26 protein-coding genes are annotated in these 26,199 nt (G+C 50.7%); 7 read left to right on the top strand and 19 right to left on the bottom strand.

The window, feature by feature from the left end; translation table 11 throughout:
- Positions 1-42: 42 nt before the first annotated feature.
- Positions 43-501, bottom strand: a complete 459-nt coding sequence (gene dut / locus J1779_RS05485; RefSeq protein ID WP_217203042.1) for a dUTP diphosphatase — start codon at positions 499-501, stop codon at positions 43-45.
- The gene (gene coaBC, locus J1779_RS05480) at positions 479-1,696 is read right to left on the bottom strand and encodes a bifunctional phosphopantothenoylcysteine decarboxylase/phosphopantothenate--cysteine ligase CoaBC (RefSeq protein WP_217203053.1); all 1,218 of its coding nucleotides are present in this window, start codon (positions 1,694-1,696) and stop codon (positions 479-481) included. The genes dut and coaBC overlap by 23 nt, the downstream gene beginning before the upstream one ends.
- Before the next feature lie 182 nt (positions 1,697-1,878).
- Between coaBC and radC the strand changes: the two genes are divergently transcribed.
- The 4 genes from radC to mutM all read left to right on the top strand — a co-directional run bounded on the left by radC (position 1,879) and on the right by mutM (position 4,191).
- On the top strand, positions 1,879-2,559 hold the full coding sequence (gene radC / locus J1779_RS05475; protein WP_056774448.1) for a RadC family protein: 681 nt from the start codon (positions 1,879-1,881) through the stop codon (positions 2,557-2,559).
- Between the two features lie 266 nt (positions 2,560-2,825).
- Positions 2,826-3,062 carry a 50S ribosomal protein L28 gene (gene rpmB / locus J1779_RS05470; RefSeq protein WP_004953342.1) on the top strand — a complete coding sequence of 79 codons (237 nt, stop codon included), beginning with the start codon at positions 2,826-2,828 and terminating at the stop codon, positions 3,060-3,062.
- An 11-nt stretch (positions 3,063-3,073) separates the two neighbouring features.
- On the top strand, positions 3,074-3,241 hold the full coding sequence (gene rpmG / locus J1779_RS05465) for a 50S ribosomal protein L33 (RefSeq protein ID WP_004392084.1): 168 nt from the start codon (positions 3,074-3,076) through the stop codon (positions 3,239-3,241).
- Between the two features lie 140 nt (positions 3,242-3,381).
- Positions 3,382-4,191, top strand: a complete 810-nt coding sequence (mutM, locus tag J1779_RS05460; RefSeq protein WP_056774454.1) for a bifunctional DNA-formamidopyrimidine glycosylase/DNA-(apurinic or apyrimidinic site) lyase — start codon at positions 3,382-3,384, stop codon at positions 4,189-4,191.
- A gap of 9 nt (positions 4,192-4,200) precedes the next feature.
- Here mutM and coaD read toward each other — a convergent pair whose 3' ends face one another.
- The 12 genes from coaD to rfaD all read right to left on the bottom strand — a co-directional run bounded on the left by coaD (position 4,201) and on the right by rfaD (position 16,674).
- Entirely contained in the window at positions 4,201-4,683 is a 483-nt protein-coding gene (gene coaD / locus J1779_RS05455) for a pantetheine-phosphate adenylyltransferase (protein ID WP_136376048.1), read from the bottom strand.
- A gap of 6 nt (positions 4,684-4,689) precedes the next feature.
- Entirely contained in the window at positions 4,690-5,457 is a 768-nt protein-coding gene (locus J1779_RS05450; RefSeq protein ID WP_217203041.1) for a glycosyltransferase family 2 protein, read from the bottom strand.
- Entirely contained in the window at positions 5,457-6,731 is a 1,275-nt protein-coding gene (gene waaA, locus J1779_RS05445) for a lipid IV(A) 3-deoxy-D-manno-octulosonic acid transferase (RefSeq protein ID WP_056774466.1), read from the bottom strand. Before waaA ends, J1779_RS05450 begins: the two co-directional genes overlap by 1 nt.
- Positions 6,732-6,851: 120 nt before the next feature.
- Entirely contained in the window at positions 6,852-7,979 is a 1,128-nt protein-coding gene (locus J1779_RS05440) for a glycosyltransferase family 4 protein (RefSeq protein WP_217203052.1), read from the bottom strand.
- A 1-nt stretch (position 7,980) separates the two neighbouring features.
- Positions 7,981-9,063 carry a putative lipopolysaccharide heptosyltransferase III gene (rfaQ, locus tag J1779_RS05435; protein WP_217203040.1) on the bottom strand — a complete coding sequence of 361 codons (1,083 nt, stop codon included), beginning with the start codon at positions 9,061-9,063 and terminating at the stop codon, positions 7,981-7,983.
- Positions 9,064-9,222: 159 nt separating this feature from the next.
- Entirely contained in the window at positions 9,223-10,230 is a 1,008-nt protein-coding gene (locus J1779_RS05430; protein ID WP_238485072.1) for a glycosyltransferase, read from the bottom strand.
- 68 nt (positions 10,231-10,298) lie between these two features.
- Complete coding sequence (locus tag J1779_RS05425) at positions 10,299-11,585, bottom strand: O-antigen ligase family protein (RefSeq protein ID WP_217203039.1); 1,287 nt, start codon at positions 11,583-11,585, stop codon at positions 10,299-10,301.
- Positions 11,582-12,586, bottom strand: coding sequence for a glycosyltransferase family 8 protein (locus tag J1779_RS05420; RefSeq protein WP_056774486.1), 1,005 nt, complete (start codon positions 12,584-12,586; stop codon positions 11,582-11,584). The genes J1779_RS05425 and J1779_RS05420 overlap by 4 nt, the downstream gene beginning before the upstream one ends.
- Entirely contained in the window at positions 12,579-13,676 is a 1,098-nt protein-coding gene (locus J1779_RS05415; protein ID WP_217203038.1) for a glycosyltransferase family 9 protein, read from the bottom strand. The genes J1779_RS05420 and J1779_RS05415 overlap by 8 nt, the downstream gene beginning before the upstream one ends.
- Positions 13,673-14,662 (bottom strand): lipopolysaccharide heptosyltransferase RfaC, encoded by a 990-nt coding sequence (gene rfaC / locus J1779_RS05410; protein ID WP_183850471.1) that lies wholly within the window; start codon positions 14,660-14,662, stop codon positions 13,673-13,675. The genes J1779_RS05415 and rfaC overlap by 4 nt, the downstream gene beginning before the upstream one ends.
- Positions 14,662-15,711, bottom strand: coding sequence for an ADP-heptose--LPS heptosyltransferase RfaF (gene rfaF, locus J1779_RS05405; RefSeq protein ID WP_217203037.1), 1,050 nt, complete (start codon positions 15,709-15,711; stop codon positions 14,662-14,664). Before rfaF ends, rfaC begins: the two co-directional genes overlap by 1 nt.
- A 30-nt stretch (positions 15,712-15,741) precedes the next feature.
- Positions 15,742-16,674 (bottom strand): ADP-glyceromanno-heptose 6-epimerase, encoded by a 933-nt coding sequence (gene rfaD, locus J1779_RS05400; protein ID WP_112165143.1) that lies wholly within the window; start codon positions 16,672-16,674, stop codon positions 15,742-15,744.
- 241 nt (positions 16,675-16,915) lie between these two features.
- Here rfaD and kbl point away from each other — a divergent pair, with 241 nt between their 5' ends.
- Together kbl and tdh are read left to right on the top strand one after the other, a co-directional pair.
- On the top strand, positions 16,916-18,112 hold the full coding sequence (kbl, locus tag J1779_RS05395) for a glycine C-acetyltransferase (RefSeq protein WP_217203036.1): 1,197 nt from the start codon (positions 16,916-16,918) through the stop codon (positions 18,110-18,112).
- Positions 18,113-18,121: 9 nt separating this feature from the next.
- Positions 18,122-19,144 carry an L-threonine 3-dehydrogenase gene (gene tdh / locus J1779_RS05390; RefSeq protein ID WP_217203035.1) on the top strand — a complete coding sequence of 341 codons (1,023 nt, stop codon included), beginning with the start codon at positions 18,122-18,124 and terminating at the stop codon, positions 19,142-19,144.
- Between the two features lie 66 nt (positions 19,145-19,210).
- Here tdh and J1779_RS05385 read toward each other — a convergent pair whose 3' ends face one another.
- The 5 genes from J1779_RS05385 to gpmM form a co-directional block, all read right to left on the bottom strand.
- Entirely contained in the window at positions 19,211-20,140 is a 930-nt protein-coding gene (locus tag J1779_RS05385) for a hypothetical protein (RefSeq protein ID WP_217203034.1), read from the bottom strand.
- A gap of 2 nt (positions 20,141-20,142) precedes the next feature.
- Complete coding sequence (locus tag J1779_RS05380; RefSeq protein WP_217203033.1) at positions 20,143-21,366, bottom strand: glycosyltransferase; 1,224 nt, start codon at positions 21,364-21,366, stop codon at positions 20,143-20,145.
- 129 nt (positions 21,367-21,495) lie between these two features.
- Positions 21,496-22,476: a divergent polysaccharide deacetylase family protein gene (locus J1779_RS05375; RefSeq protein WP_217203032.1), complete on the bottom strand. Its 981-nt coding sequence runs from the start codon at positions 22,474-22,476 to the stop codon at positions 21,496-21,498.
- Positions 22,477-22,478: 2 nt separating this feature from the next.
- Positions 22,479-23,744 carry a murein hydrolase activator EnvC gene (gene envC / locus J1779_RS05370; RefSeq protein ID WP_238485073.1) on the bottom strand — a complete coding sequence of 422 codons (1,266 nt, stop codon included), beginning with the start codon at positions 23,742-23,744 and terminating at the stop codon, positions 22,479-22,481.
- A gap of 172 nt (positions 23,745-23,916) precedes the next feature.
- Positions 23,917-25,461: a 2,3-bisphosphoglycerate-independent phosphoglycerate mutase gene (gpmM, locus tag J1779_RS05365; protein ID WP_136376075.1), complete on the bottom strand. Its 1,545-nt coding sequence runs from the start codon at positions 25,459-25,461 to the stop codon at positions 23,917-23,919.
- Positions 25,462-25,764: 303 nt separating this feature from the next.
- Here gpmM and J1779_RS05360 point away from each other — a divergent pair, with 303 nt between their 5' ends.
- Positions 25,765-26,196 (top strand): rhodanese-like domain-containing protein, encoded by a 432-nt coding sequence (locus J1779_RS05360; protein WP_056774527.1) that lies wholly within the window; start codon positions 25,765-25,767, stop codon positions 26,194-26,196.
- Positions 26,197-26,199: the final 3 nt, after the last annotated feature.

Genomic DNA, 26,199 nt, shown 5'->3' with positions numbered 1-26,199 from the left:
CTGTTCAATATCGCGTCAAAATCTGCGGTGCTGAACAGGTTCTTATTGACGGCCGGAGTGGCCAAAACCACCTTCACCGCGTTCACTGGTGTTGAAATCTTCCACCAGATTGAATTCAGCCTGAACCACAGGCACAAAGACCATTTGTGCGATTCTCTCGCCCGGTTCAATCACGAACGTTGTTTGCCCACGGTTCCAGACGGAAACCATCAACTGTCCCTGATAATCGGAGTCAATCAGACCCACTAAATTGCCCAGTACCACGCCATGTTTATGCCCCAAACCAGAGCGCGGCAGGATCACCGCTGCCAGGTTTGCATCGCCAATGTGGATTGCCAGACCGGTTGGCAGCAGCGTGGTTTCGCCGGGTTTGAGTTCAACAGAAGCATCCAGACAGGCGCGTAAATCCAGACCTGCAGACCCTGGCGTGGCGTAAGCCGGTAAAGGGAAAGTCGAACCGATGCGCGGGTCGAGAATTTTAATGTCGATTTTTTTCATCATAACGGCTGACAATCTCTTCTAATAAACGTTGGCCAAGCAGGGATTTATCGCTAAGCGGTAAGATTTTATCCCCGTCCTGCCAAAAAAGATGCAGGGCATTGCTATCGGTATTAAAACCTTGCCCGGCAAGTGAAACATCGTTGGCGCAAATCAGATCCAGATTCTTACGGATCCTTTTTTGCCGCGCGTATTCTTCCACATTCTGGGTTTCGGCGGCAAACCCCACGACATACGGCCGGTTTTCTGTCATCGCCGCCACGCCGGCAACAATGTCAGGGTTTTTAATCATTTTGACTGTGATTTCATCGCCTTGCTTTTTGATTTTCTCATCAGCAATCAGTTCAGCACGGTAGTCTGCAACCGCGGCACAGGAGATAAAAATATGCTGTGAACTGGCAGAAAGCTGCACAGCGTGTTGCATCTCCAGTGCGCTTTCCACATCTATACGCCGGACATTCGCGGGTGTCGGTTGCGTCACCGGGCCGGCGATAAGTGTGACATTCGCACCGCGATTGGCGGCGGCTTTCGCAATCGCAAAACCCATTTTTCCTGAACTGTGATTACTGATGAAGCGAACCGGATCCAGCGCTTCACGCGTCGGGCCTGCCGTCACCATAATGTTCAGATGCGCCAGATCCTGGCGTACGGAGAAATGGTTGATTGCCATATCGACAATGACCAGGGGATCGAGCATTCGTCCCGGGCCAATATCACCACAGGCCTGGCTTCCGCTGTCAGGGCCCCATAACAAGGTGCCTCTTGCTGCAAGCCGTTGCAGATTCTCCTGCGTGACGGTCGCGCGATACATCTGCTGATTCATCGCCGGAAGTACTGCAATGGGTGCCGCGGTTGCCAGGCAAACCGTGGTCAGCAGGTCATTAGCCATACCGGCGGCCATGCGTGCCAGTAAATCGGCCGTAGCGGGCGCGATCAGCACCAAATCAGCCCATTTACCTAATTCGATGTGACCCATTGCCGCTTCGGCTGCCGGATCAAGCAGGTCATCAGACACCGGATAGCCGGAAACCGCCTGCAGGCTCAGTGGCGTCACAAAAGATTTAGCCGCATCTGTCATCACTACGCGTACTTCCGCGCCACGCTCGCGTAAGCGACGTACCAGTTCTGGTGCTTTATAGGCAGCGATACCACCGCTGATACCGAGCACAATATGTTTGCCGGAAAGTCCCGTCATCATCATTGTCCGATTGATTGAAAGCCTGAAGAAGCGACATTTTAGCATAACGCACAATGATGACAGCTATTGGCGACACCCGAACGAGGTTGAATAAGATTTCTGCGCGATGCCTCGCAAGCTGAAGACGCCGAAAAGCCTGATGGTCGGGGCTGTGGCACAATCGCCGCGAAAAAGGAGTCAGGATGACGAAATCGCACAACGGCTGGCCGGATACGGTGAAACCACGGGAAAAGTTATTAGAGCAGGGTGCCAAAGGGCTGACAGATCAGGAACTGCTGGCGATTTATTTGCGCATCGGATCGCGCGGACAGCATGTGATGGAGCTGGCTAAAAATCTGCTCGATGAGTTTGGTTCACTCCATCAGTTACTGATGGCGGATTTTAACGCGATGTCACGTATTAAAGGCATGGGCGTGGCGAAATATGCCCAGCTTGTTGCGGTGTCTGAGTTATCCCGCCGTGCCTATCTGCGTCATCTCAGTGCGGAAAATGCCATGCTCAGCCCGTCGGTTATTCGGGAGTATCTGCAGAATTTGCTGGTTTTTCGTGAAAGAGAGGTCTTTCTGGTACTTTTTCTCGACAACCAGCATCGGGTTATTCGCCATGAGGAGATGTTTGCTGGTACTATTGGGCACGTAGAAGTGTATCCCCGCGAAATTGTTCGCGGTGCGATGAAGGTTAATGCGGCAGCGTTAATTCTGGCGCATAATCATCCGTCCGGTCGGGCTGAACCCAGTCTGATGGACAGAAAAGTGACTGAACAAATTATTCGTGCGTGCCAACTGCTGGAAATTCGTGTTCTCGACCATTTGGTTGTAGGTCACGGAGAAACGGTGTCTTTTGCCGAACGCGGTTGGATTTAGCGTCGTTTTTTAAAGATCCTTTGGGATCTTTAGCTGTTCGGGACTTGAGCACTTACGCTACAGAGCGTATACTACGCCACCTTTGAGAATCTTGGGTTTGGCGTTAAGAGCCTATCTCAGCAGGTTTCATACCTGATGAAATGGTTTTTACCCGACGACAGTGAGTCGGTTCTCAGTGGAGTTTGCTGAGATGGGCTCTAAAAGCCTGACGAGGCGGCCATACCCTATACGAAGCTCGAGCTGATTTGATTTTTGGAGATATAGACATGTCCCGAGTCTGCCAAGTTACTGGCAAGCGCCCGGTGAGCGGTAACAACCGTTCCCACGCAATGAACGCGACCAAACGCCGTTTTCTGCCAAACCTGCACTCACACCGTTTTTGGGTTGAGGCTGAGAAGCGCTTTGTAACTCTGCGCGTATCTGCTAAAGGTATGCGTGTTATTGATAAGAAGGGTATTGAGACGGTCTTGGCCGATCTGCGTACCCGCGGTGAGAAGTATTAAGGAACTGAATCATGGCTAAAGGTGTTCGCGAGAAGATCAAGCTGGTTTCTTCTGCTGGTACTGGTCACTTCTATACCACTACGAAGAACAAGCGTACTAAGCCGGAAAAATTGGAACTGAAGAAATTCGATCCAGTTGTCCGTCAACACGTGATCTACAAAGAAGCTAAAATTAAATAATTTTAGTGGATTAATAAAACCCGGCTCCGGCCGGGTTTTTTATTGCCTGAAATTTGAGGTCCGGGTTACGGGCGTCTTTTGTTTGCCTGAGACGGATGTCTGCGACACACTCTGATTTCGATTCTGTTACGGGAGAGGATATGCCTGAATTACCTGAAGTTGAAACCAGCCGCCGGGGGATTGAGCCCTATCTTAAAGGCCACACGATTATGCACGCCGTGGTGCGTAATGCGCGATTACGCTGGCCCGTCTCTGCGGAAATTTTGGCATTAAGCGATCAGCCCGTTCTCAGCGTTCAACGTCGCGCAAAATACCTGTTGGTTGAGCTCAACACGGGCTGGATCATCATTCATCTGGGAATGTCTGGCAGTTTGCGGGTATTGCCGGAAGAGACTGAGCCGGGAAAACACGATCACGTCGATCTGGTGATGGATACCGGCCATGTGCTGCGTTATACCGATCCCCGTCGTTTTGGCGCATGGCTATGGTCAGCCGATCTGGCTGGCAGTAACGTATTAGCCCACCTTGGCCCGGAACCGCTGAGTGAGGATTTCACCGCTGATTATCTGTTTGAAAAATCACGCACCAGGAAATCGCCGATCAAGCCCTGGCTGATGGATAACAAACTGGTGGTCGGTGTCGGGAATATTTATGCCAGCGAATCCCTTTTTGTTGCAGGCATCTCACCGGACAGACCCGCGCACTCTTTGAAGCGGGAAGAAACGGCGTTGCTGGTCAGCACAATCAAAGCTGTTCTTTTACGTTCAATTGAGCAGGGAGGAACAACGCTGAAAGACTTTTTACAGTCTGATGGAAAACCGGGGTATTTCGCGCAGGAGCTCCAGGTCTATGGCCGCGCGGGGGAACCCTGCCGCGTGTGTGGCACGCTGATTGAGAGTAAAAAACATGCTCAACGCACCACATTTTTCTGCCCGCGCTGTCAGCGGTAGGATCCGGTTTCAGGCGCTGATTTTTTCCATCAGTGCCTGAGTGACCTCTTGCGGCAGGAAAGGCGTGATGTCGCCACCGTGGCGTGCCACTTCCTTCACCAGAGAAGAGGAGATAAACGACCATTCTTTCGATGGCATCATGAACACGCTTTCCAGCGTCGGCAGTAAGTGCCGGTTCATATTGGCGAGTTGCATCTCATATTCAAAATCTGATACCGCGCGTAATCCACGCACCAGCACGTTCGCCCCCTGTGCTTTGGCAAAATTCGCCATCAAATCGCTGAATCCAATCACTTCGACATTATTCAGATGGGAGGTGACCTGGGTTGCCAGTGCAACGCGTTCATCGAGCGTAAACATGGGTTTTTTGCCCGGGCTGGCGGCAATGGCCAGAATCACGTGATCGAACATCAGTGCCGCGCGGGTGACAATATCGAGATGCCCGTTAGTCATCGGGTCAAAAGTACCGGGATAAATTGCTTTAGTGGTCATGCTGGCTCACTTCTGCAGAGGTTGGCTGAATGCCCACAAGGCGGCATATTTATTGAAAGTATACTGGGCATTGACGCCCGCCAGAATCAAACCCTGCTTTCCATCCAGAAAACCCGCGCGCAGGATCCAGGTTTTCACGAATGCGCCCAGCGTATGGGATATTACGGAGAAGAAACTGCAGCGACGTCCTTGCTGATGACGCTGGGTAGCCCATGCTTGCGCATAGCCGAGCTGTTTACGCTGAAAGGCAAAGAAATCGCGGCATGTCAGATGCAGCAGATCACCCTGAAGCGGGAGGACGCGTGCCCCGTCAGTTTCAAGGGATTCATGAACTAAATCATCGTTATAACGAAAATGTGCCGGATAAAGACGGTTCACGCGATCCGGATACCAGCCGCTGTGACGCATAAATTTCCCGAGGAATAAATTGCTGCGTCCGAGACTGTAAACGGTGTTTTCCTGCGGATCCTTGAGAGCATTTTCAATCGACTGACGAAGTTCGGGAGATACCCGCTCATCAGCATCGATCATCAAAATGTAATCGCCGGTGGCATGGCTTTGTGCCAGCTGTCGCTGTTTACCAAAACCCGGCCACTCAGCGCTCCGGAAGACCCGAGCGCCGAAACTGCGCGCGACCTCTACTGTTTCATCGTCACTGCCGGAATCGAGCAGAACGATCTCATCAGCCCAGGCCACCGATTCCAGACATTCCTGCAATAAACCGGCTTCATTGCGTGCAATCAGTACAACAGATAAGCGCTTTTTGTCAGCCATTAATGACCCCGGACAGGCAGGTAAGGCTCCAGTAAATGCAGCAGTCGTTGCAGCGCACCCTGGTTCTGGTGCAGAACTTCAACGGCGTGACGCCCGTAGTACAGTCGATAATCTTCGTCCGTCAGCAGCGTGGAAATCTCTTTCACCAGCGATGCGGTATCCGTCACGGTGATCAGGCCATCGTCCTGAGCCAGTTTGGCGCAAATGTCTTTGAAGTTTATGGTGTGCGGCCCCATCAGAACCGGAATTGCGTGTGCGGCGGCTTCCAGCGGATTATGCCCGCCGCGCTCCACCAGGCTGCCGCCGACAAAGGCCAGGTCGGCGATGCCGTACAGCAACATTAATTCGCCCATGGTATCGCCAATCACCACCTGCGTGCCTGAGGACGGCACTTCGCCGGTGCTGCGCTGGGTGAATGTCAGCCCGGCTTTACGGGTGAGTTCACAGGCAACCGGGAAACGTTCCGGATGGCGCGGTACCAGAATTAACAGCAGCGTCGGATGGTTTTTCAGTAATTCTTTATGCGCTTCCAGCAGCAGCGTTTCTTCACCTTCATGCGTGCTGGTGGCAATCCACACCTGACGCCGCGATGCCCACTGGCTGCGCAGTGCGATGGCTTTGGCAGCCAGTTCGGGAGTGACTGAAATATCAAATTTCAGGCTGCCGGTGACGGCGAGCTGATTGCGTTTCAACCCCAGCGAGAGAAAGCGTTCGCCATCCTCCTGATTTTGCGCAGCAATCAGTGTGATGCGTTGCAAAATAGTACGAATGAATTTGCCGAGTTTTTGATAGCCCTTTGCAGAACGCGCGGAAAGCCGGGCATTGGCAATGACAAGCGGGATTTTACGGCGGTGCAGCGCGCTGATGAGGTTTGGCCACAATTCGGTTTCCATGATGATGACCAGCTTCGGGTTCACTTCATCGAGGAATCGGTTGACCGATCCTGCCAGATCGTAAGGTAAATAGACGTGATGCACACCTTTGCCAAAGGCGGACTGAACGCGTTCAGAGCCTGTCGGGGTCATGGTGGTGACGGTGATCGGCAATGAAGGATAGCGATGGCGCAAAGCGCGAACCAAAGGGATCGCAGCGAGAGTTTCGCCCACCGAGACAGAATGCAGCATGATGCCGCCAGGTACGACTTTACCTTTGCAAAAGCCATAACGTTCAGCCCAACGTTTACGGTAGGCCGGTGATTTACGGCTGCGTAACAGTAAACGGATCCAAATTAATGGCTGAATCAAATATATGATTATATTGTAAAAAATATTCATTTTTTAGGAGGCATTGCGTTAGGGAAAGTCAATTTCATAGAGTGAGCATAATCCCGGCGGTTAGATAGGCACATGGTATCAGATAAGTGCTATCGACTCATCATGCCTGCGTAAACGTCATCAGATAAGCAGCGAGTGATACAGCGCCACCAGCTGTTGTGAAAGGTTTTTTGGAGAATAAGGCAATATGCGTTCTCTTGCCGCATGGCTCATCTGAGCATTTTCCAGGCGGGAAGGGATTCTTTTTACAAATTCGGCCAGTTTTACGATATCCAAAGCATCGCAAACAAAACCCTCTTGCCCTTCGGTGATGAACTCCGCGCCGCCACAGGTCTGGCTGGTGATCACTGGCAGACCACAGGCCATCGCTTCAAGGATCACGTTAGGAAACGGGTCATACAGTGTTGGCAGGATCATGCCATCGGCCGCGTGGTAATAGGGCAGCACGTTATTTTGAACGCCCATAAACCGAATTCGCTCAAAACACCCTAACTGACGCGCAAGAGATTCATATTTCTTCTGCGCCTTATCCTGACCGACGACGATGAGATAGCGGTCGCTGGGGGCGATGGCCTGAATAGCCGGTTTGAGCCCTTTGCGCTCGAAGCCTGAACCCACATAAATCAGCGCGACAGCCTGTTCCGGGATCGCCATCTTCGCCCGCGATTCACGACGTTGTTCATCTGTCGCAGGCGTAAATTTTTCTGCATCAATGGCGTTATAAATAACGCTAAAACGTGACGCATCAACGCCGTAGCAACGCATGATGTCACGTTTTACCATCTCTGAATTGCAGATGATTTTTTTCAATTCCGCCGAATGAAACATCGCTTCTTCGGCGTGGAGCACATAGCGATGATACGGACTGAGGCGTGTCAGCAGACGCTGGGCGGGAGAAATAATGCGCGCGCGCTGTTCAAGCCAGACGCGGTGCGCACCATCGCCGGCGCGGAAAATATCGCAACCCGGTATACGTTCATGGCTTTGAACAATATCAAACTGAGCCGCTTTCCAGCATGTTTGCGCGGCCGCTGCGAAGCCTTTCTCCCGTGACACCCGGCTGTGTTTGGCCGGATTGCACAGATGAATTTTCCATTTCGGATTAGGTTTGCCTTCCCACTGGCGGGTGATGATATTGAGCTCGATGTTTTGATCGTCCAGCGCTTCCAGGGCGCGGGAGATGAAACGCTCCGCGCCACCATCCGGGCGGTATTTTTGTCTGACGATCGCCAGCCGGATAGTTTTCAAATCAGGCATGCAGATAGCTCCGGGCGGCATCCAGCACGTCGCTGACCGGGATGGCATGCAGATATCGCTGCTGGGTTTTCGTATCGATAGAATCAGGGGTGGGCAGCGGCGCGTAATCGCCTGCCCAAATCGTGGTGTTATGGTTGCCCCATGGACGCCAGTGCTGCATTTTCGTTGGCCCGAACAAAGCGACACAAGGTGTATTGAGTGCAGCGGCCATATGCATTGGCGCCGAATCCACCCCAATAAACAGTTTCGCGCCGTCAATCATGGCGGCAAGTTGTGTCAGCGATAACTGGCCGGCGACGGAAATAACCTGAGGGTTATGGGTCAGATCGTGGATCTTGCTCACCATCTGCAGTTCTTTTTTATCGGGGCCGGACGTCATGACGATAGTCATGCCGGTATCACTCAAACCGTCGATTACGCTGGCAAATTTGTCGTCATCCCAGCATTTGAAAATCCAGCGGGAGGTTGGCTGAATCACAATGTATTCGCCACTCACCTGATTTGTTTCCAGCAGCTGCTGGCAAAATGCTTTGTCACTTTCTGAATAATGCATCGACGTTTGGGCATTTTCGACAGAAAGGCCAAGCGCAGTGAGGATCGACATATTTTGCTCAACGGTATGCAATTTGCCGTGGTTTTCCGTTGTCACTAAATCGGTATGACCGGCACGCCAGATAAATGAGCGACGTTTTTTATAGTCAAATCCCAGCCTGACCTTCGCGCCTGAAAGCATCGAAAGCAGGGAACTGCGCCACTGATCGGCGAGGTTTATAACCAGGTCATAATGCCGGGAACGTACCGCTTTAAGTAACAGAAACTCCTGCTTCAGCTGATGCCGAATACCTTGTTTTTTCCATGTTCTGTCAATGACATGAATCGTTGAAATGGCAGGATGTTCACTCAGAATAGGCCGTGTTTCTTTATACAAAAGCACGTCAATTTCAGCATCAGGATAATGCTGGTGAAGCCTGTTTATCACCGGCGTTGTCAGTACCATATCTCCGTGATGACGGAGTTTGACCAGCAGAATTCTTCTGGGGGTGAACGCTGCATATTTGGCTTCAGTGTTAGGCATTCTATTATCTGATTTAGAAGATAGTGAGTTGATTCTAGGTGAAGAACAGGATGCTGTGAAGCTATTTATCTGGCTGATATAGAAAGATAAATAACTTCGTTTATGAATGAGTTATAACGGAGTTACAGACGTAAAAGAATCATCCCTTTCTGAAACATTTCAGGCAAGACGTTTACGCAGCGTGTGGAGGCGTTTCAGCCACAACAATAATTGCCACCATTGTTTAATTCCACGCGCATTGCGCAGCATAATCTGGCGCGTTCCGCTGGTATAAATATCCTCAATCATGGCCTTTTGCGCTGCCGGATCGGGCTCACGACGCACAGAGTGGCATACCGTTAAGGCTTCACGTGTGACCTGGCGCGGAAATTCGGCATAGATTTTTACCCGGTCTTTATATCGCCGGTTCAGATCATCCAGCATTTTAGCAATCTTCAGATAATGTCTCTGATATTCAACATTTTTCATTCCGGTGCGTTTCTGATTACTGATGGACAGACCATGAATATAATAACGATACAGCACTGTCTGCGTGTACCGCACGCGTTGCGCGTTAAACATAAACTCAGTCGTCCAGGGAATATCCTGATGATGTAAACCGGGTTCAAAATAGAGCTGATGCTTTTTAATCAATGCCAGCCGATATACACCGAGCCAAACCACATGCAAATAGCGATTGGTTGCCAGTGCCGTTTTCAGCCAGGTGGCGCCATCCAACACAGGCGTCGAGGATAATCGATCGGCAGGAATGATCGGTTTTACTTTTTTCGTTCCGACGAAATAACGCTCGCCATTACACTGCGCGACGTCCAAATCATCCTGTTCACACATGTCGATCAGCGTCTGATACATATCAGGATTAAGAATGTCATCTGCGTCGGGAAAGGTGACATAGCGGCCTTTGGCGGCAGCGAGGCCAGTGTTACGTGCGAGGGAAACCCCTCCGTTAGGCTGACTGATCACCGTGATATGTGAATATTTTTCCGCGTACTCCTGAGCGACCAGATCTGAGCCATCCGTTGACCCATCGTTCACAATGATGATTTCCAGGCTGGTAAGGGTCTGCGCGACGAGCGAATCCATAAAGTTTCTGAACATCTCCCCCGCATTGTACAAGGGGATGATCGCGCTAAGCCTGATGTCTTCGGGCATCGTTGTCGGGTTCATTTCCACAATTTCCACTGATAAGAATGGCAATAAACGGGGAATCAGTGTGGTTCACTTCCCCGTAAAAATCACTGTTTTACTGACGAAGAGCGGTCACACATTCTCAGCATCAGCAGGTAACCGAACACCAGTACAATAAAGTACGGCGATTCACGGTTGTAGAACTGGGTATCGCCCTGACTGAAAAAAATCACCGGAACGGAGAGCAGTAAAAATTCGTAACCTTTTGGCACCAGCTTAAAGGGATAAAGTAGCAACACCGCGAAGAACATCACCATGATAATGCCGCCGAAAATCCCCTGCAGGGAAAGGCTGTCGAGAATGTCATTGTGTAGGTGGAAGGATAAATTACGGATTGCCTCCGGATTGCCACCTTCATGTTGATCAATATATTGGGTCGCCAGCGCGTTACGGCTGTCAGCCGACTGGCCCAGCGGATGCTGTTTAAATACCTCTATGCCGGCACGCCACATTGAAAAACGGGCACCAACGGAAGTATTACGATCCCCCTGACTGTAAGAATTCACTTCGTGCTGGAGATTATCGATACGCTCTACCACACGATTATAATAAGGGTGACCTGAAATCACCGCAGCTAAAATTAAACCGCCAATCGCAAAGCCGTAAATTATTTTCGAGGTATGCGAACTCTTTGCGAAATCATAAAGAATACTCACTGCGCTGAATAAGGTGAACAGCATAATGGCTGAGCGTGTTTCTGTTGCAGCAAGAACACCAAAAGTCATCGTCATAATAATCAGGCACGGTAGTCTGTAATGCTTAAGTGCATAATATTTCAGACTGTACATGACCAGTAATGAGAAAATGGTGAAGGTATAGGCTCCTGATGTGGAGGCATCAGAGTTAATTTTTATCCGGTCGCCTGTTTTCAGGTAAACCGCGATATGGGTAACGGCGATAATAATGAAAAGCACCGTCATGATGGTCACACCGGTGCGCATCGTTAACGTGGAGATTTCCCACTTTTTCACATTGTGCTCAATGGCGTACAGAACAAAGGCGGCGAGTATCAGGCGTTTACCACTGATCTGATAATGGTAGGCAATTAACGGATACTGTTCATTGGTGGTTAACGCAACCCAAAGTAATTTACTGACACCTAAAATAAACACGGCCCAGGCGAAAATATAGAAATGGATTTTCTTTTCTTTTTTAAATGTGATGTACAGGAAGTAAATGATGGCGATGTAAGTAATGATATAAAAGAAGTTACGCGTCACTTCACCGGAATACATGAAAAACGAAACAGATATTGCCGTAAATAAGAAGAACACAGCAGCAAGCTTATCATCAACTGATGACTGCTTAATCGCCGATAGCCAGTTCCTGATCATGAAGAGTGCTTCCTGAAGATTTTAGTGTTCATGTATTTAAACATCCAACTTAAGCTTTTCACATATTGATGTTCATGCCAAAGTGCCTGCGCATAACGCTTCATCTCTTTGTAAGAGACAGGCATATCATGTGGAACGTCATGCCATGGCGATTTTGCATAGTACTGATCATAGAGACTGGCTAATTCGCCCATACCCCAGCGATGCCATGGTTTACATTTACCTGTGTAATGAATCAGGATTGCATCTTCAGGCACCGGTGTTTTTTTACCGACTTTGTTCAGGATGATATCGCACACCAGGTTATATTTTTTAGGCAGGAGTAATACCTCATGCTCCAGAGCAATATTGAGTGCATCCTGATCCGGAAACCTGAGTTCTGTGCCATGAATTGCCAGCGTCTGAATGATTCTCTCCGTCGTTTTCTTCTCAATCCACATCGGGATGTTGATATATAAAAATCCAGAGTTGAAGTAATTCCCGCTGGTCAGCCCTAAATGGGGGCAAAGTTTATTGCGAGCTCTTTCGGTATCGTTCACCGCCGCCAGTGTGTAACGGCTTATATCTTTTTCATGCAGCTCTTTATAGCTGCCTACACACAATGTATCAGCATCGAGATAAATGAATTTTGATGTCACATCAGCAAGCAGATAGGGAATAAACAAACGATAATAAATCGCCTGTGGGTAACGCCCTATCAGCGGCAAGTCGGTAAAAGCCGATTCTTTGAAAACATTGCAGGTGATGGCTAAAGGACGATTTGCGGCCAGTTCGAGAAGTAATGATTTTGACTTCTCATCAAGCGGACTGCCAAACACGTGGATGTGGAAAGCTAAGTCAGGATTATTTTCCATAACTGAAAACACAGTGATCCCCATGCCGCGCGCATACGCGTTATTAATACCGAACGCGATATGGACAACCGGCAAGTCTGAAAACCCTAAATTGTTAACGAGCTCTTCTTTCTGCTCAAGATAACTCAGGTATTCCTGATTAGGCATGGTGCTGTTCCTGACTTGTATTACTGACGACAAAAGAACGTATCTGGTTTAGCTGTGAATCACTCAGCGAAAACAGTTGTTCCGCACTGTGTCTGAACGTGTAAGGTGCAGAGAATATAAAGGATTCCGGCGAAAGGCTTTCATCTTCCGGCGATAAAATTAATGCAGCAAAGGTTGGATGTTGCTCGGCCAAATCACAAGGGCCCGCGAGACACACCACCGGGACGTCGACGGCATCGGCAATATAAATATTGCCCGAGTCGGAGGCGATATACACATCCATCTGCGAAATGGCATACGGCACTTCATGCAATTTCAGCTTACCTATCAGGCTGGTGATGTTTTTATTGTCATTCCGTTTTTTCAGCAACTGGTCGAGATAGGGCTGTTCGTTCTCAGGGCCAAAAACATAAAACTGACAAGGCAGACCCTTCAGGCAATCGAGTATTTTTATCCAGACGTCGGTTGGGATAGTTTTTGCCTTATTTCCCGCTGAAATGCTGATGCCTATTCTTATCGTTTCTTTTATAGCGAGTTCAGGAAGGTTTTCTTCCGGCACATAAAGCGGCCAGGTGGCATGTTTTTTATAACTTTCAGCGGTGAGAACAGGATCTGCCAGCTTCAGATAGCTTTCCAGAGTGAAGTCGGTTTTTCGGTGCACCCTGACCACATCTGCCGTCTGATAAAAAATGCCGTGGTACCACTTACGGGTGTAGGCAATCAGAAACGCTTTATAACTGGCATTGCAGAAGGCGGCATAAAAAGCATTCACGCTGTTTGGCTGGAGTAAAAAAACGCGGTCATAGCGATTCAGAAAATGAAACGCCAGACGGATCTTGGAGAATAAAGATTTTTTATAATCTTCAATCAGATAAATGGATTCAATCGTCGTATCGTGCGCGGCAAGCGGTAACACCGTTTTACTGATCAGCACGTCAGATTTTTTTAAATGCTTCAGCAGCGGGGTGATATTAACGAAATCCCCGATCTTGGCGGTTTGGATAACCAGATTGCGGCCAGTGCTTCGATGAAAAGGTTTCATTAGCATTTTGAATGGCCACAGCAAGATAAAAATTATCACGTAGCTCATACTTTGCTCGCTTCCTTTTCCGCGGAGATCATCTCATTCAGTTGCTTAAATACGCGCTCGGCCGTCAGGTTTTCCAGCGAATTGTTCTGTGCTTTGAGAATGAACTGATTCTGCCCGTAGCCGCCGATCAATCCCGGATCCGTCGGTCCGTAGAGCGTGATATTAGGCCGATCAAGTGCAGCCGTCAGATGGCTCAACCCGGTATCGACAGACACGACTGCTTTGGCACCGGCTAAAACCTCCGCCACATTTTCCAGGCTCAGTTTTGGTAAAACCTCGACATCAGGAAAGCCCTCTGCCAGACGTAATGCTCTTTGATATTCGTGCTCTGCTCCCCAGGGAAGCTTGATGCGGATGTGTTGCGCGCTCAGCAGTTCAATCAGTTTACGCCAGTGTGATTCTGGCCAGTGTTTGTCCGCGCGGGTTGTTGCATGGAGAAACACCAAATACTCGTGCGCATCGGCGGGAAGGTGTGACAGGAATCGTGCTGCAATGGCGTAATCACCCTGAGTCGCAGGTTTTTCATAGCCCAGACTTTTTGCAAATAGCTCCCGGGTACGTTCTACCGCATGCTGTTTTTTATCGATTTCATGGCGATGGTTGTAGAACCAGCTGGCAAAAGGTTCACGGGCACTTTTACAGTCCTGACCGTGTTTTTCGCCTTTAGCGACACGGGTGACCAATGCCGCGCTTTTCATCAGGCCCTGTGCGTCGATCACGGCGTCATAGGTCTGAGACTGCACTTCACGTTTGAAATCACAGCGCTGCTGACGGGTTTCAGAACCGAACCAGTTTTTACGCCAGCGTCTTATGGCGACCGGGATCACCCGGTCTACGGCAGGGTGCCAGCCAGGGATCTGTGCAAATCCCTCTTCCACGACCCAGTCAAAGCGGATCCCAGGAATAGCCCTCATGGCATCCGTTAACGCAGGAAGCGTGTGCAATACGTCGCCCATTGACGAGGTTTTGACGATGAGAACCCGCATTACTGCTCCTTCCTTGTGCACAGTAACTGATTTAATTCCTGATAAACCTGCTCTGGTTGAATATCAATCAGGCTCTGGTGATAACCTTCTTCAGCATCGCCTTTACGGACTTTATGATAGCCGGTGATCAAACGGATAACTTTTGCCTGACGGCTGAGAGGCGGCGTGAAATCAGGGCTGCTTGGCCCGTAGAGCGCCACCAGCGGTTTATCCAGCGCAGCCGCGACGTGCATCAGACCGGAGTCATTACTGACTACGGCGTGACAGGCAGAAATCATGACGACGGCCTGATCCAGAGATGTTTTTCCCGCGAGATTGAGGCAGAAAGGCTGCGCACTCTCAGACAGAGCAAGGCGGATTTGTTCTCCGGCAGGGTGGTCTTTCGCCGAGCCAAACAGCACCACCTGATTACCTTCGTGGATCAACTTTTCCGCCAGCGCGGCATAATGATAATGCGGCCAGCGTTTTGCCGGGCCAAACTCCGCGCCTGGACAGAATCCAATCAGCGGGCGGGCGTTATCGACATTGAACGAGGCGGTGACGGCGGCGATTTCAGCTTCGCTAACCTGCAATTTCGGCCACAAAATGGGCTGCGGAAGATCGGCGGCTGTTTTAATGCGTGGAGCATCGTAAGCCAGCGCGGCATAGCGCTGAACCATCAGCGGAAAGGCTGCTTTATCCAGAACGCGCACGTCATTCAGCAGACCATAGCGCATTTCACCGCGCCAGCCTGTACGTTGAGGAATGCGCGCAAAAAAGGGAACCAGCGCCGATTTAAACGAGTTGGGTAAAACGTATGCGCGTTGATACTGTTCTTTGCGCAGAGAAAGGCCCAGACGGCGGCGCTCACCCAGTTCCAGAGCGCCATGACCCAACGGCATCGACAATGCCCGATTCACTTCTGGCATCCTGTCGAGCAGCGGACGGCACCATGCAGGCGCCATCACGTCAATTTGTGCATCCGGGTGCGCCAGTTTCAGGGTGCGGTAAAGACTTTGTGACATCATCATGTCACCGACCCATGACGGCCCAATTACCAGTATTTTCATACCGTTAATCCATTCCTCAATGTGCGGTTCTTAGACTGTGCGGTTGAGCCAGCTCATGTATTCCGTCACACCTTCGGCAACCGTTTTAAACGGTTTGTCGTAGCCTGCTTTACGCAGAGCCGTCATATCAGCCTGAGTGAAGGACTGATAACGACCTTTCAGTTTTTCCGGGAACGGAATGTATTCGATATCGCCCGACTTGTGGTAAGCCACCACGGCATCTGCCACGGCCTGGAAAGATTCTGAACGGCCAGTCCCGCAGTTGAAAATACCGGATACGCCGTTCTGCCAGAACCACAGGTTTACTGCGGCCACGTCACCGACATAGATGAAATCGCGTTTGAAGCCTTCGCTGCCGGAGAATAATTTTGGATTCTCACCGGCGTTGATTTGGTTGTTCAGATGGAACGCAACGCTGGCCATGCTGCCTTTATGGCCTTCACGCGGGCCATACACGTTGAAGTAACGGAAACCACAGATTTGCGATTCAGCATGCGGCAGAATTTCGCGAACATACTGGTCAAACAGGAATTTGGAGTAGCCGTAAACGTTCAGCGGTTGCTCGTACTGACGCTCTTCCACAAAGCTGGTGCTCTGGCTGCCGTAAGTGGCGGCGGAAGAGGCATAAAGGAAGGGAATGCTCCGGTCCAGACAGAAGTGCAGGATATCTTTCGAATACTGATAGTTGTTATCCATCATGTATTTGCCGTCCCACTCGGTGGTGGAAGAGCAGGCGCCTTCATGGAAGATCGCGTCGATATCACCCAGATCATCACCCGCGACGATGCTGGCAATGAAATCTTCTTTGTCGCAGTAATCCGCAATATCCAGATCAACCAGATTGACGAACTTGGTACCGTCTTTCAGGTTATCGACCACTAAAATATCGCGGTATCCCATATCATTGAGCGATTTAATAATATTGCTGCCGATAAAACCAGCGCCGCCAGTGACGATTATCATGGGACTCACCTTTAATCATTTTAAAATCACGCACCATGCGTGATTTATACAGTTGGCAATATCATAACACTTCATTATCAAGCTCACATTGGGAAGGTGTCCGATATCACGCATTCTTATGTTTCAGAGCGTAAGGCGTGAAGTATGCTGCAAAATGAAGATTTTGTGAGCGTTTTCATCGTTATTTCATATGCAGATTAGTAATGTATTCCGTGAATGAGTCATTTCAGGAGAATACTGTATGTCTGTTTCGTTTTATCGCCAGTTGGAAGATCAGCTCGATCAGGCGCGGGTTGAAGGGCTGTTTAAAGAAGAGCGTATTCTGACCACTCCGCAGCAGCCCGAAGTTTCGGTCGCGGGTGGAAAGCCGGTCATTAATTTTTGCGCCAATAACTATCTCGGGCTGGCGAACCATCCTGAATTAATCCGGGCCGCCAAGGCCGGTCTTGACAGCCACGGTTTCGGCATGGCTTCGGTGCGTTTTATTTGCGGCACACAAGATACCCATAAAGAGCTCGAACATCGTCTGGCAGATTTTCTGGGTATGGACGATGCCATTCTCTATTCCTCCTGTTTCGATGCAAACGGCGGCCTGTTCGAAACCCTCCTGGGAGAAGAAGACGCGATTATTTCGGACGCACTCAACCATGCCTCCATTATTGACGGTGTACGGTTATGCAAAGCGAAACGCTATCGTTACGCCAACAACAATATGGCCGAGCTGGAAGCCCGTTTACAGCAGGCAAAAGACGACGGTGCGCGCCATATTCTGGTCGCGACCGACGGTGTATTTTCGATGGATGGGGTGATCGCCAACCTGAAAGGCGTGTGCGATCTGGCGGAGCGTTTTGATGCGCTGGTGATGGTCGATGATTCCCATGCGGTCGGTTTTGTCGGTGCAGAAGGGCGCGGAACGCATGAATACTGCGATGTGATGGGCCGCGTTGATATTATCACCGGTACGCTCGGCAAAGCGCTGGGTGGGGCATCGGGTGGATATACCGCCGCACGACAGGAGGTCATCGACTGGCTGCGCCAGCGCTCGCGACCTTATCTGTTCTCGAATTCGCTGGCCCCTTCGATCGTTGCTGCCTCGATAAAAGTGTTATCCATGCTCGAAGCCGGCAGTGAGCTGCGCGAGAAGCTGCTCTCCAATTCCAAACTGTTCCGCAAAAAAATGACGGCGGCGGGGTTTACCCTGGCAGGTGCCGATCACGCCATCATTCCGGTGATGCTGGGCGAGGCACGGCTGGCGCAGGATTTTGCTGCCCAACTTCAGCAGGAAGGGATTTACGTGACCGGGTTCTTCTACCCGGTTGTGCCTCAGGGGCAGGCGCGGATCCGCACCCAAATGTCAGCCGCCCATACGACTGAACAGATCGAACAGGCCGTTGACGCTTTCATCCGTATCGGTAAAAAACTTGGCGTGATCGCCTGAGGAATGTCCATGAAAGCGTTAGCGAAACTGAAACGTGAAGAAGGCATCTGGATGACCGATGCGCCGGTGCCGGAAATGGGCCATAACGATTTGCTGATTAAAATCCGCAAAACGGCGATCTGTGGCACCGATGTGCATATCTACAACTGGGATGCATGGTCACAAAAAACCATTCCGGTGCCGATGGTGGTCGGCCATGAGTACGTCGGTGAAGTGGTCGGGATCGGGCAGGAAGTTAAAGGCTTTAGTCTCGGCGACCGTGTTTCCGGCGAAGGGCATATCACCTGCGGGCATTGCCGCAATTGTCGCGGTGGCCGCACGCATTTGTGCCGAAATGCGCAGGGCGTCGGCGTTAACCGGCCTGGTGCGTTTGCTGAATATCTGGTGTTGCCCGCGTTCAATGCTTTTAAAATTCCGGATAACATTTCTGATGATCTGGCCGCTATTTTCGACCCGCTGGGCAATGCGGTGCATACCGCACTGTCGTTTGATCTGGTGGGTGAAGATGTACTGATCAGTGGTGCCGGGCCGATCGGTATCATGGCGGCGGCCATCTGCAAGCACGTCGGTGCGCGCCACGTGGTCATCACGGATATGAACGAATACCGGCTGGAGCTGGCGCGAAAAATGGGCGTCACCCGTGCGGTGAATGTCAGCCAGCAAAGCCTGCCTGAAGTGATGGAAGAGCTGGGAATGACGGAAGGGTTTGACGTCGGTCTGGAAATGTCCGGTGCGCCGGCTGCATTTCGCAGCATGCTCAGCGCGATGAATCACGGCGGCCGGATTGCGATGCTGGGCATTCCTTCGACCGAAATGGCGATCGACTGGAATCAGGTAATCTTCAAAGGTCTGTTTATCAAAGGGATTTACGGGCGTGAGATGTTCGAAACCTGGTACAAAATGGCGGCGCTGATCCAGTCTGGTTTAGATCTCACACCGCTGATTACCCATCATTTCCCCATTAATGACTTCCAGAAAGGCTTCGATGCCATGCGTTCAGGGCATTCAGGCAAAGTTATTCTCGACTGGTAACACAACGCTTCAATGACAAAGGCCCGCAAAATCAGCGGGCCTTTTATTTTCGTACCACAATACATTCTACAGCGTGGGATCTGCCGCTTGCTTCTCGGCATCGGTGAGGTAGCGCACTTTGCGGGTGTAATCCTGCCCTTTAAACAGCAACTCATTATCCGGCGAGGCCAGATATTTCTGCCATTCAGACAGCGGGAAACCCCCGTGCGCGCCAATCACTTCTTTTGGAATGACTGACGGCGTGCCACCAATTTTCTTCGACACCGGCCAGTTCATCCAGTCGCCTAAATTGACGCTTTGGATGTCCAGCGTATCGAGCATGGCAGCGAGCGGCAGTTGATCCGTGGGTGGCTGGTTATCAGGCAGAATATTCCAGGTATCGCGGAAAAACATAATCCACAGCGGGCACAGGCGTTCCCAGGTTTTGCGCGTTGCCGCCAAGAATGCCCCGTTAACGTGGTCAACGATGTAAGGTCGCACGCTGTCTTTGTAATAAGCCGGAATGCTGGCCGGATCGCAACCGTCGAGTTTTGCGATCATTTTGCCCTGACGGAAACTCGAATAAATGTGATTTTCATGCAACTGAATTTCCGGCATTTTCAGGAGATTCAAATCTGAATCGATCATCAAAATACCGTCAGTTCTGGCCTGCAAGGGCGCCATCAGTTTGATCAACCGGCTCAGGTAAATTTGCTTATAGCGATAGTCGCCGGATTTTGTTTCAGGACTGAGCGTCACAATACGGACTTTCTCTGGCAGCGTTCTGAACTGGCTGGCGTCCTGATCGGTAACAATGACGATTTCCTGTAACTCAGTGGCAAATTTGTCGGCAAACTCGGCGCACAAACAGGCTTCTTCAATATAGTCAGCGCCCGTGGAAGGGATCACCACAGACGTCACGCTGTTCTTTGGCATACCGGCAGTCAGCGTCTGCGCGTAAGGCAGATTGTGACGCGAAAGAATATGACGATATTTTGAATTCAGAAATTTGAACATGTTCAGCCTTGTTTCTTTTTGACACTGCTTAAAACGGTTTCTACGCCAGAGACATACTTCTCAATGGCAAATTTATCGCGAACATTAAGGTTCGCCCGCTGCGCGATCTCGTGGCGGAGATGCTCATTGAGATACAGCGTTTTCATATGGTTAAACAGCATCTCAACGTCGCCGTACTCGAACAACATGCCCGTTTCAGTATTCTTCACAAGCTCGGCCGTGCCGGTGACATTGGAACCAATCACTGGGGTTTTCAATAACATAGATTCCAGAACAACACGCGGCAGGCCCTCACTTTTCGATCCCAGGATAAAGGCATCGAAAGCGGAAAGATATTCCAGCGCATTATTTTGAAAGCCGGTGAACACCACTTTATCCATCATATTCAGGCTGGCAGCCTGCTGGATTAAGCGACGCAAATTTGGGCCTTCGCCCACAAAAACCATCTTCCATTTTGCTTCAGGAAAGGCGCGGTTGAATTTATCCAGCGCCAGCAAGGTGAAGTGATGGGCTTTGCGGTTGATCAGAGAGCCGATGCTGCCAAAGATGAAGGTATCGTCTTTAGCATCCAGCTCCCGGCGAATATTTTTGCCATCAGGCAGCGGCTGATTAATATCAATGCCGTTGAAAACGGTGAAACATAATTCGCTGCGCACGCCGCGCTTAAGCAATTGTTCCTGAACGCCCTGAGACACAGAAATAATGCTGTGGCAGAACTTGTTCACAATCCGCACGACATCGCGGTTAAGGACCGGCTCAATGCGGCAATGCTGCACAATTTCTGTCGGTAAACCGGTGGTGGAATAATAGCCTTCAACGTTAGAGCTGGGCTGATTATTCATATATAAAATGTCGAACTGTCCAAGCTCCAGCAGGGAGTGGATTTTGCGGATATTGGGATTGATGCGCCAGATTTTATCGATGGAGTAAATGGCTTTCTGGCGCAGGGCACTGCTGAAGAAAAACATGGTACGCAGCACTTCTTTACTGATTTTTGCCCATGCAGGTTGCTTAACCTGCGGAATGAAGAAGACCGGAATATTCAGCGAGTTCAGGATCTGGCTGATGGTTTCCCCATTATCACGCGCGTAATCGTTATAAAAGCAGCAGCTGATTTCAAATTTTTCCCGATCGATTCTTTTCAGCAGCTCTAACATACTGTTAGTGCCACCTCCCCATTCTTTGCCGCTGTCGAGCAGCAGAATTTTAGATCGATCTTGTCCCATTTATGAGCGCCCCTGCGCAGTCTGAATCCAAAAACATGCAGCGCCCATTATAAGGGGCAAATTCTTTAAGCTCTACCTATTTGCTTTTAGGCGCTATGAGCTTGCTTATCAATACGTTGCGTACGTGTTTTATTTCTTCGCCTCGGGTGTGGTGTCGGCATGCGGCTCAACCGGTGCCGATCCCACAGACGTGGTCAAAATATGATACTGACGTTCAATGAATACCACAGCCGGTAATGTTGCCAGGCTTTCACCGATAACTTTAAACATCGTATCTGCGTAAATCTGCGGAGCAGGCTGTTTCACACGGCACACGCTGATGCCTTTGCTCGCGGATTTTACCGATGTCGATTTCGGCGGTTTACCCGCTGATGATGAGCTGCGTACCGGCTCGTTAAGTAACTCACTTGGCCGTACCAGAACAATATCGGAAGGCAAATTCGGCAGCATTTGTTGCAGCACTTTTACTGTCGCCGGATGCGGATGCCCGATGGCAATCGCATAGCCATTCTTACGTGCCAGCTGAATGGCGCGTTCAAACTGACGGCGGATCTCGCCCTCATTTTGCACATCATCCAGAAAGACATTGCGCTTGATGACTTTCACGCGCGTTCCCTGAGCCGCATTGACCGACTGGGTATTGCCGATAGTCATGCTGTCGAGAAAAAACAGATTGTGGGCGTTCATCGCCTGCATGACATTGTCCATGCCGCTGCGGCTTGAGGTCATCGCGCTGCCCATATGGTTATTGATGCCGATGGCGTAGGGAATATTGCGGATGGCCTGATCAACGATACGTTTGACCTCAGCCGCGCTCATTGACGGCGTGAGGGTATCCTTTTCCAGCGGTTGCTTACTGAGCGGCGCCATCGGCAGGTGAATGAGGATCTCACGTCCCTGCTGATGGGCTTTGTTCATCATCATTTGCGAATCAGGGGCATTGGGGAAAATGGCGACGGATACCGCTTTTGGCATCTGAAGTACCTGGTTTTCCTCATGCTGACGATAACCAAAGTCATCGATCAGGATGGATAATTTCGCTGCCTGAACCTGACAAACGAATAACGCAGTACCACAGAGGGCAACTAAAACGGACTTTTTGTATCGCAATGCTATCTTCCCAACCACGGCTGTGGATTAACGGCCTGGCCCTGACGACGAATTTCAAAATACAGCGATGGCTGGCCTTGTCCGCCGCTGTTCCCTACTTTGGCAATAGCCTGACCGGTTTTCACCTGGTCGCCTACGCTGACCAGCGCATCCTGGTTGTATCCGTACAAACTCATATCGCCCCTGCCGTGATCAATGACCACAACCAGACCATAGCCTTGTAACCAGTCTGCCAGAATGACGCGGCCTTCAGCGATCGCCCGGACATCACTGCCTTCACGCGCTGAAATCACGATGCCTTTCCAGCGTAGTTCACCCTGTAACTGTTCGCCGAAACGGTGTATCAACGAACCATTCACTGGCCACATATTCTGGCCTGATGGCCTGCCCAACCCGCCCGTACGCGCCATGAGTGATTGCTCGCTTTGGGTGGGTTTATAGGTTGACCCTTTTTTCTTCGCCTGCTGCTCTTTGGCCCTGACCGCTGCGGCCTCACGTGCTTCTTTTTCTGCACGGGCTTTTGCCGCACGTTCAGCGGCGGCAATTTTGTTTTGCAGACTGGATTCGTTGGCGCGCAGCTCAGTCAGGCTCTGTTCATCTTTTTGCAAAGAGGATTCCAGCGCCGTCAGCGTTTTCTTACGTGCTAAGCGAGCTTGCTCCAGCTTTTGCTGCTGGGTTTGCTGCTCGCCTAACAGGCTTTTCTGTTGGGTTTGTTTGGATTGCAGAGAAACCCGCTGTTCTCCAAGCGTGGTGCGCGTCTGTTTCAGTTCTTCGATGCTCTTCTGCCGGGCTTCGTTCAGGTAGCCGAAATACGCCAGGATCCGCTCGCTGCGTTCACTCTCTTCACTGCTTAGTAGGAGTTGCAGACCTTTATGCTGGCCCACACGAAAAGCGGAATCGAGCTGTTTGGCGAGGATGGCTTCCTGGGTTTTTTGCTGTTTCTGCAACTTGTCGATAGACGCCGTCAGCCCGGAGATCTCTTTACCGAGCGTGGTTAGCGTGGATTGCGTGCCGCGAAGTTCGCTGCTGGCTGAAGCAATGGTTTTTTCCTGCGCCTGCAATTGTTGCAGCAACGTGCCGCGTTGCAGTTTCTGCTGCTTAACGCTTTTTTCTTTTTCTGCGATGTTTTGCTGAATGGTTTTGAGCTGATCTTTATTGTCATCAGCGTGGGCATTCAGGGAAAGCGTCAGTAGTGAGGCACAGAGTAATAAGGCTGAAGATGGGAAGGCGGATGCGCCCTTGTCCGAAGCGGAAAGGCGATTTCTCATCAGGCTGAAATGAATGAATTTGCTCAAACTTTTTTCCGCTTGTCGACCGTGGATGATAGACAATATGGCTGTCCCTGGCCGTATCGTAACACTAATCAACCGGCTGATGCACAAACAAAAAAGGCGTACCAGCCTGAGCTGATACGCCTGTGTTTCAGCGCTTTTTAGGAAATTAACGCGCGATAAACAGCGGTTTGCCGCTCATTTCTGGCGGAATGTCCATTCCCATCAGTGAGAGCATGGTCGGTGCGATATCAGACAGTTTACCGCCTTCCACTGCCACTGCGTTGCCACCCACATAAATCAGTGGAACCGGCAGGCTGGTGTGCGCGGTATGCGCCTGACCGGTCGCGGGATCACGCATTTGCTCTGCGTTACCGTGGTCGGCGGTGATCAGCAATTGGCCGCCGACGGCTTTCACTGCATCAACAACCTGCGCGACGCATTTATCCAGCGTTTCCACCGCATTGACTGCCGCCTCGTATACACCGGTATGGCCGACCATATCGCCATTCGGGTAGTTACAAATAATGGCGTCGTACTTACCGCTGGCGATGGCGCCGAGCAGTTTGTCTGTCAGTTCAGCAGAGCTCATTTCCGGTTGTAAATCATATGTGGCGACGTTCGGTGATTTCACCAGAATACGATCTTCACCCGTAAACGCATCTTCCATCCCACCATTAAAGAAGAAGGTGACGTGGGCATATTTTTCGGTTTCGGAGATGCGCAGTTGCGTTTTGTCATGCGCCATCAGCCATTCGCCCAGGGTGTTTTTCAGTGACGCCGGTGGGTAGGCGCAGGCAGCATCAATGTCAGCGGCATATTCGGTCAGCATCACGAAATCGCCGAAGTTAATCACTTTTTCGCGGGTAAAACCGTCGAAGTCCGGGCTGATAAAGGCGCGGGTAATTTCACGTGCACGGTCAGCACGGAAGTTCATGAAGATCATCGCATCGCCATCGTTGATGGCTGCGGTTTCTTCACCGGCTGTTTGCAGGACGGTAGGTTTCACGAATTCATCATTTTCATCGCGGGCATACGCAGCTTGCAGGCCTGCTAACGCGGTATCGGCGGTGAACGCGCCGCTTGCCTGTGTCATCAGGTCATAGGCCAGTTGTACGCGATCCCAGCGGTTATCGCGATCCATGGCGTAGTAACGGCCAATAAGGGAGGCGATACGGCCAGTGCCGATTTCAGCGAATTTTTCAGAGAAGCGTTTTAATGCGGATTCTGCGCTGCGCGGCGGTGTATCACGGCCATCGAGGAATGCATGCAGATAAATCGCTTTTGCGCCGCGACGGTTTGCCAGCTCAATCATCGCCATGATGTGGTCTTCATGGCTGTGCACGCCGCCTGCAGACAGCAGACCCATGATGTGGACAGCTTTGCCCGCGCTGACGGCGCGATCAACAGCGGCAGTCAGTACGCTATTATTAAAGAAATCGCCTTCTTTGATCTCTTTATCAAGGCGGGTCAGGTCCTGATACACAATGCGACCCGCGCCTAAATTGACATGGCCGACTTCAGAATTACCCATCTGGCCGTCAGGCAGGCCAACGTCCAGGCCGGAGGCGGCGATCAGTGTATGAGGCTGGGTCGCCCACAGAGAATCCATCACCGGTGTTTTGGCATTCAGAATGGCGTTGTCTTGTTGCTCTTCACGATGGCCGTAACCATCAAGAATCACCAGAACCATCGGTTTTTTGTTGCTCGACATGTCAATTGACCTCAGTTTGAAAGATGAAATGCTCAATAGCCTCGCCGGCTCAACAGGGGAAACGGGCGCGGCTATGGACATTTACGCGGGCTGATTTTACCTCAGCGGGAAAGGTGAATAGCCGTGAGAGATCAAAGATGGGGTGAGGTGAGGGTTAACTTTCGCCATAAAGGCGTGCTAATTTCTCGGGATGTGCCGCAGATTGTGGCATTAGCCCGCGCATACTGGCTGTATTTGCTCCGACGCGCAGGTATACTCTGAAGCCTTGAATTTTCCCCCAACTGACGGGAGTTGCTACACCCCATGCAAGATATTATGCCATTCATCAGTGCGCATCCGGTTCTCAGCCTGGCGTGGGTTGCGTTACTGATTGCAGTAATTGTGACCACCTTTAAAACACGTTTTTCTAAAGTGAAAGAGATCACCCGTGGTGAAGCAACCCGCCTGATCAACAAAGAAGATGCCGTCGTTGTCGATGTGCGTACGCGTGAAGAGTTCCGCAAAGGCCACATCGCCACCTCTTTAAATGTGCTGACCACAGACATTAAAAGCAACAATCTGGGTGAGCTGACAAAACACAAAGCACAGCCGGTCATCGTGGTATGTGCAACGGGCCAAACTTCCCGTACTGCAGCTGAAGGCCTGATCGCCGCCGGTTTTGAGCGTGTGTTCACGTTGAAAGAAGGCATCAGCGGCTGGAGCGGTGAAAACCTGCCACTGGCGCGCGGTAAGTAAGAT

Source organism: Rahnella rivi (assembly GCF_019049655.1).
Lineage (GTDB): Bacteria > Pseudomonadota > Gammaproteobacteria > Enterobacterales > Enterobacteriaceae > Rahnella > Rahnella rivi.
Note: the sequence above shows the minus strand (reverse complement) of the source record. Positions and strands in the feature narration are given on the sequence as shown.

Bases quoted from the DNA above. Each gene is read 5' to 3' on its own strand.
- J1779_RS05385 (WP_217203034.1), bottom strand. From the start codon at position 20,140: ATGTTCAAATTTCTGAATTCAAAATATCGTCATATTCTTTCGCGTCAC.
- waaA (WP_056774466.1), bottom strand. From the start codon at position 6,731: ATGAATATTTTTTACAATATAATCATATATTTGATTCAGCCATTAATT.
- coaD (WP_136376048.1), bottom strand. From the start codon at position 4,683: ATGACCACTAAAGCAATTTATCCCGGTACTTTTGACCCGATGACTAAC.
- J1779_RS05420 (WP_056774486.1), bottom strand. From the start codon at position 12,586: ATGCCTAATCAGGAATACCTGAGTTATCTTGAGCAGAAAGAAGAGCTC.
- J1779_RS05425 (WP_217203039.1), bottom strand. From the start codon at position 11,585: ATGATCAGGAACTGGCTATCGGCGATTAAGCAGTCATCAGTTGATGAT.
- mutM (WP_056774454.1), top strand. From the start codon at position 3,382: ATGCCTGAATTACCTGAAGTTGAAACCAGCCGCCGGGGGATTGAGCCC.
- gpmM (WP_136376075.1), bottom strand. From the start codon at position 25,461: ATGTCGAGCAACAAAAAACCGATGGTTCTGGTGATTCTTGATGGTTAC.
- J1779_RS05380 (WP_217203033.1), bottom strand. From the start codon at position 21,366: ATGGGACAAGATCGATCTAAAATTCTGCTGCTCGACAGCGGCAAAGAA.
- rpmG (WP_004392084.1), top strand. From the start codon at position 3,074: ATGGCTAAAGGTGTTCGCGAGAAGATCAAGCTGGTTTCTTCTGCTGGT.
- radC (WP_056774448.1), top strand. From the start codon at position 1,879: ATGACGAAATCGCACAACGGCTGGCCGGATACGGTGAAACCACGGGAA.
- rfaQ (WP_217203040.1), bottom strand. From the start codon at position 9,063: ATGCCTAACACTGAAGCCAAATATGCAGCGTTCACCCCCAGAAGAATT.
- J1779_RS05450 (WP_217203041.1), bottom strand. From the start codon at position 5,457: ATGGCTGACAAAAAGCGCTTATCTGTTGTACTGATTGCACGCAATGAA.
- J1779_RS05430 (WP_238485072.1), bottom strand. From the start codon at position 10,230: ATGAACCCGACAACGATGCCCGAAGACATCAGGCTTAGCGCGATCATC.
- coaBC (WP_217203053.1), bottom strand. From the start codon at position 1,696: ATGATGACGGGACTTTCCGGCAAACATATTGTGCTCGGTATCAGCGGT.
- rfaF (WP_217203037.1), bottom strand. From the start codon at position 15,711: ATGAAAATACTGGTAATTGGGCCGTCATGGGTCGGTGACATGATGATG.
- tdh (WP_217203035.1), top strand. From the start codon at position 18,122: ATGAAAGCGTTAGCGAAACTGAAACGTGAAGAAGGCATCTGGATGACC.
- J1779_RS05360 (WP_056774527.1), top strand. From the start codon at position 25,765: ATGCAAGATATTATGCCATTCATCAGTGCGCATCCGGTTCTCAGCCTG.
- rpmB (WP_004953342.1), top strand. From the start codon at position 2,826: ATGTCCCGAGTCTGCCAAGTTACTGGCAAGCGCCCGGTGAGCGGTAAC.
- J1779_RS05415 (WP_217203038.1), bottom strand. From the start codon at position 13,676: ATGAGCTACGTGATAATTTTTATCTTGCTGTGGCCATTCAAAATGCTA.
- rfaC (WP_183850471.1), bottom strand. From the start codon at position 14,662: ATGCGGGTTCTCATCGTCAAAACCTCGTCAATGGGCGACGTATTGCAC.
- dut (WP_217203042.1), bottom strand. From the start codon at position 501: ATGATGAAAAAAATCGACATTAAAATTCTCGACCCGCGCATCGGTTCG.
- kbl (WP_217203036.1), top strand. From the start codon at position 16,916: ATGTCTGTTTCGTTTTATCGCCAGTTGGAAGATCAGCTCGATCAGGCG.
- rfaD (WP_112165143.1), bottom strand. From the start codon at position 16,674: ATGATAATCGTCACTGGCGGCGCTGGTTTTATCGGCAGCAATATTATT.
- envC (WP_238485073.1), bottom strand. From the start codon at position 23,744: ATGAGAAATCGCCTTTCCGCTTCGGACAAGGGCGCATCCGCCTTCCCA.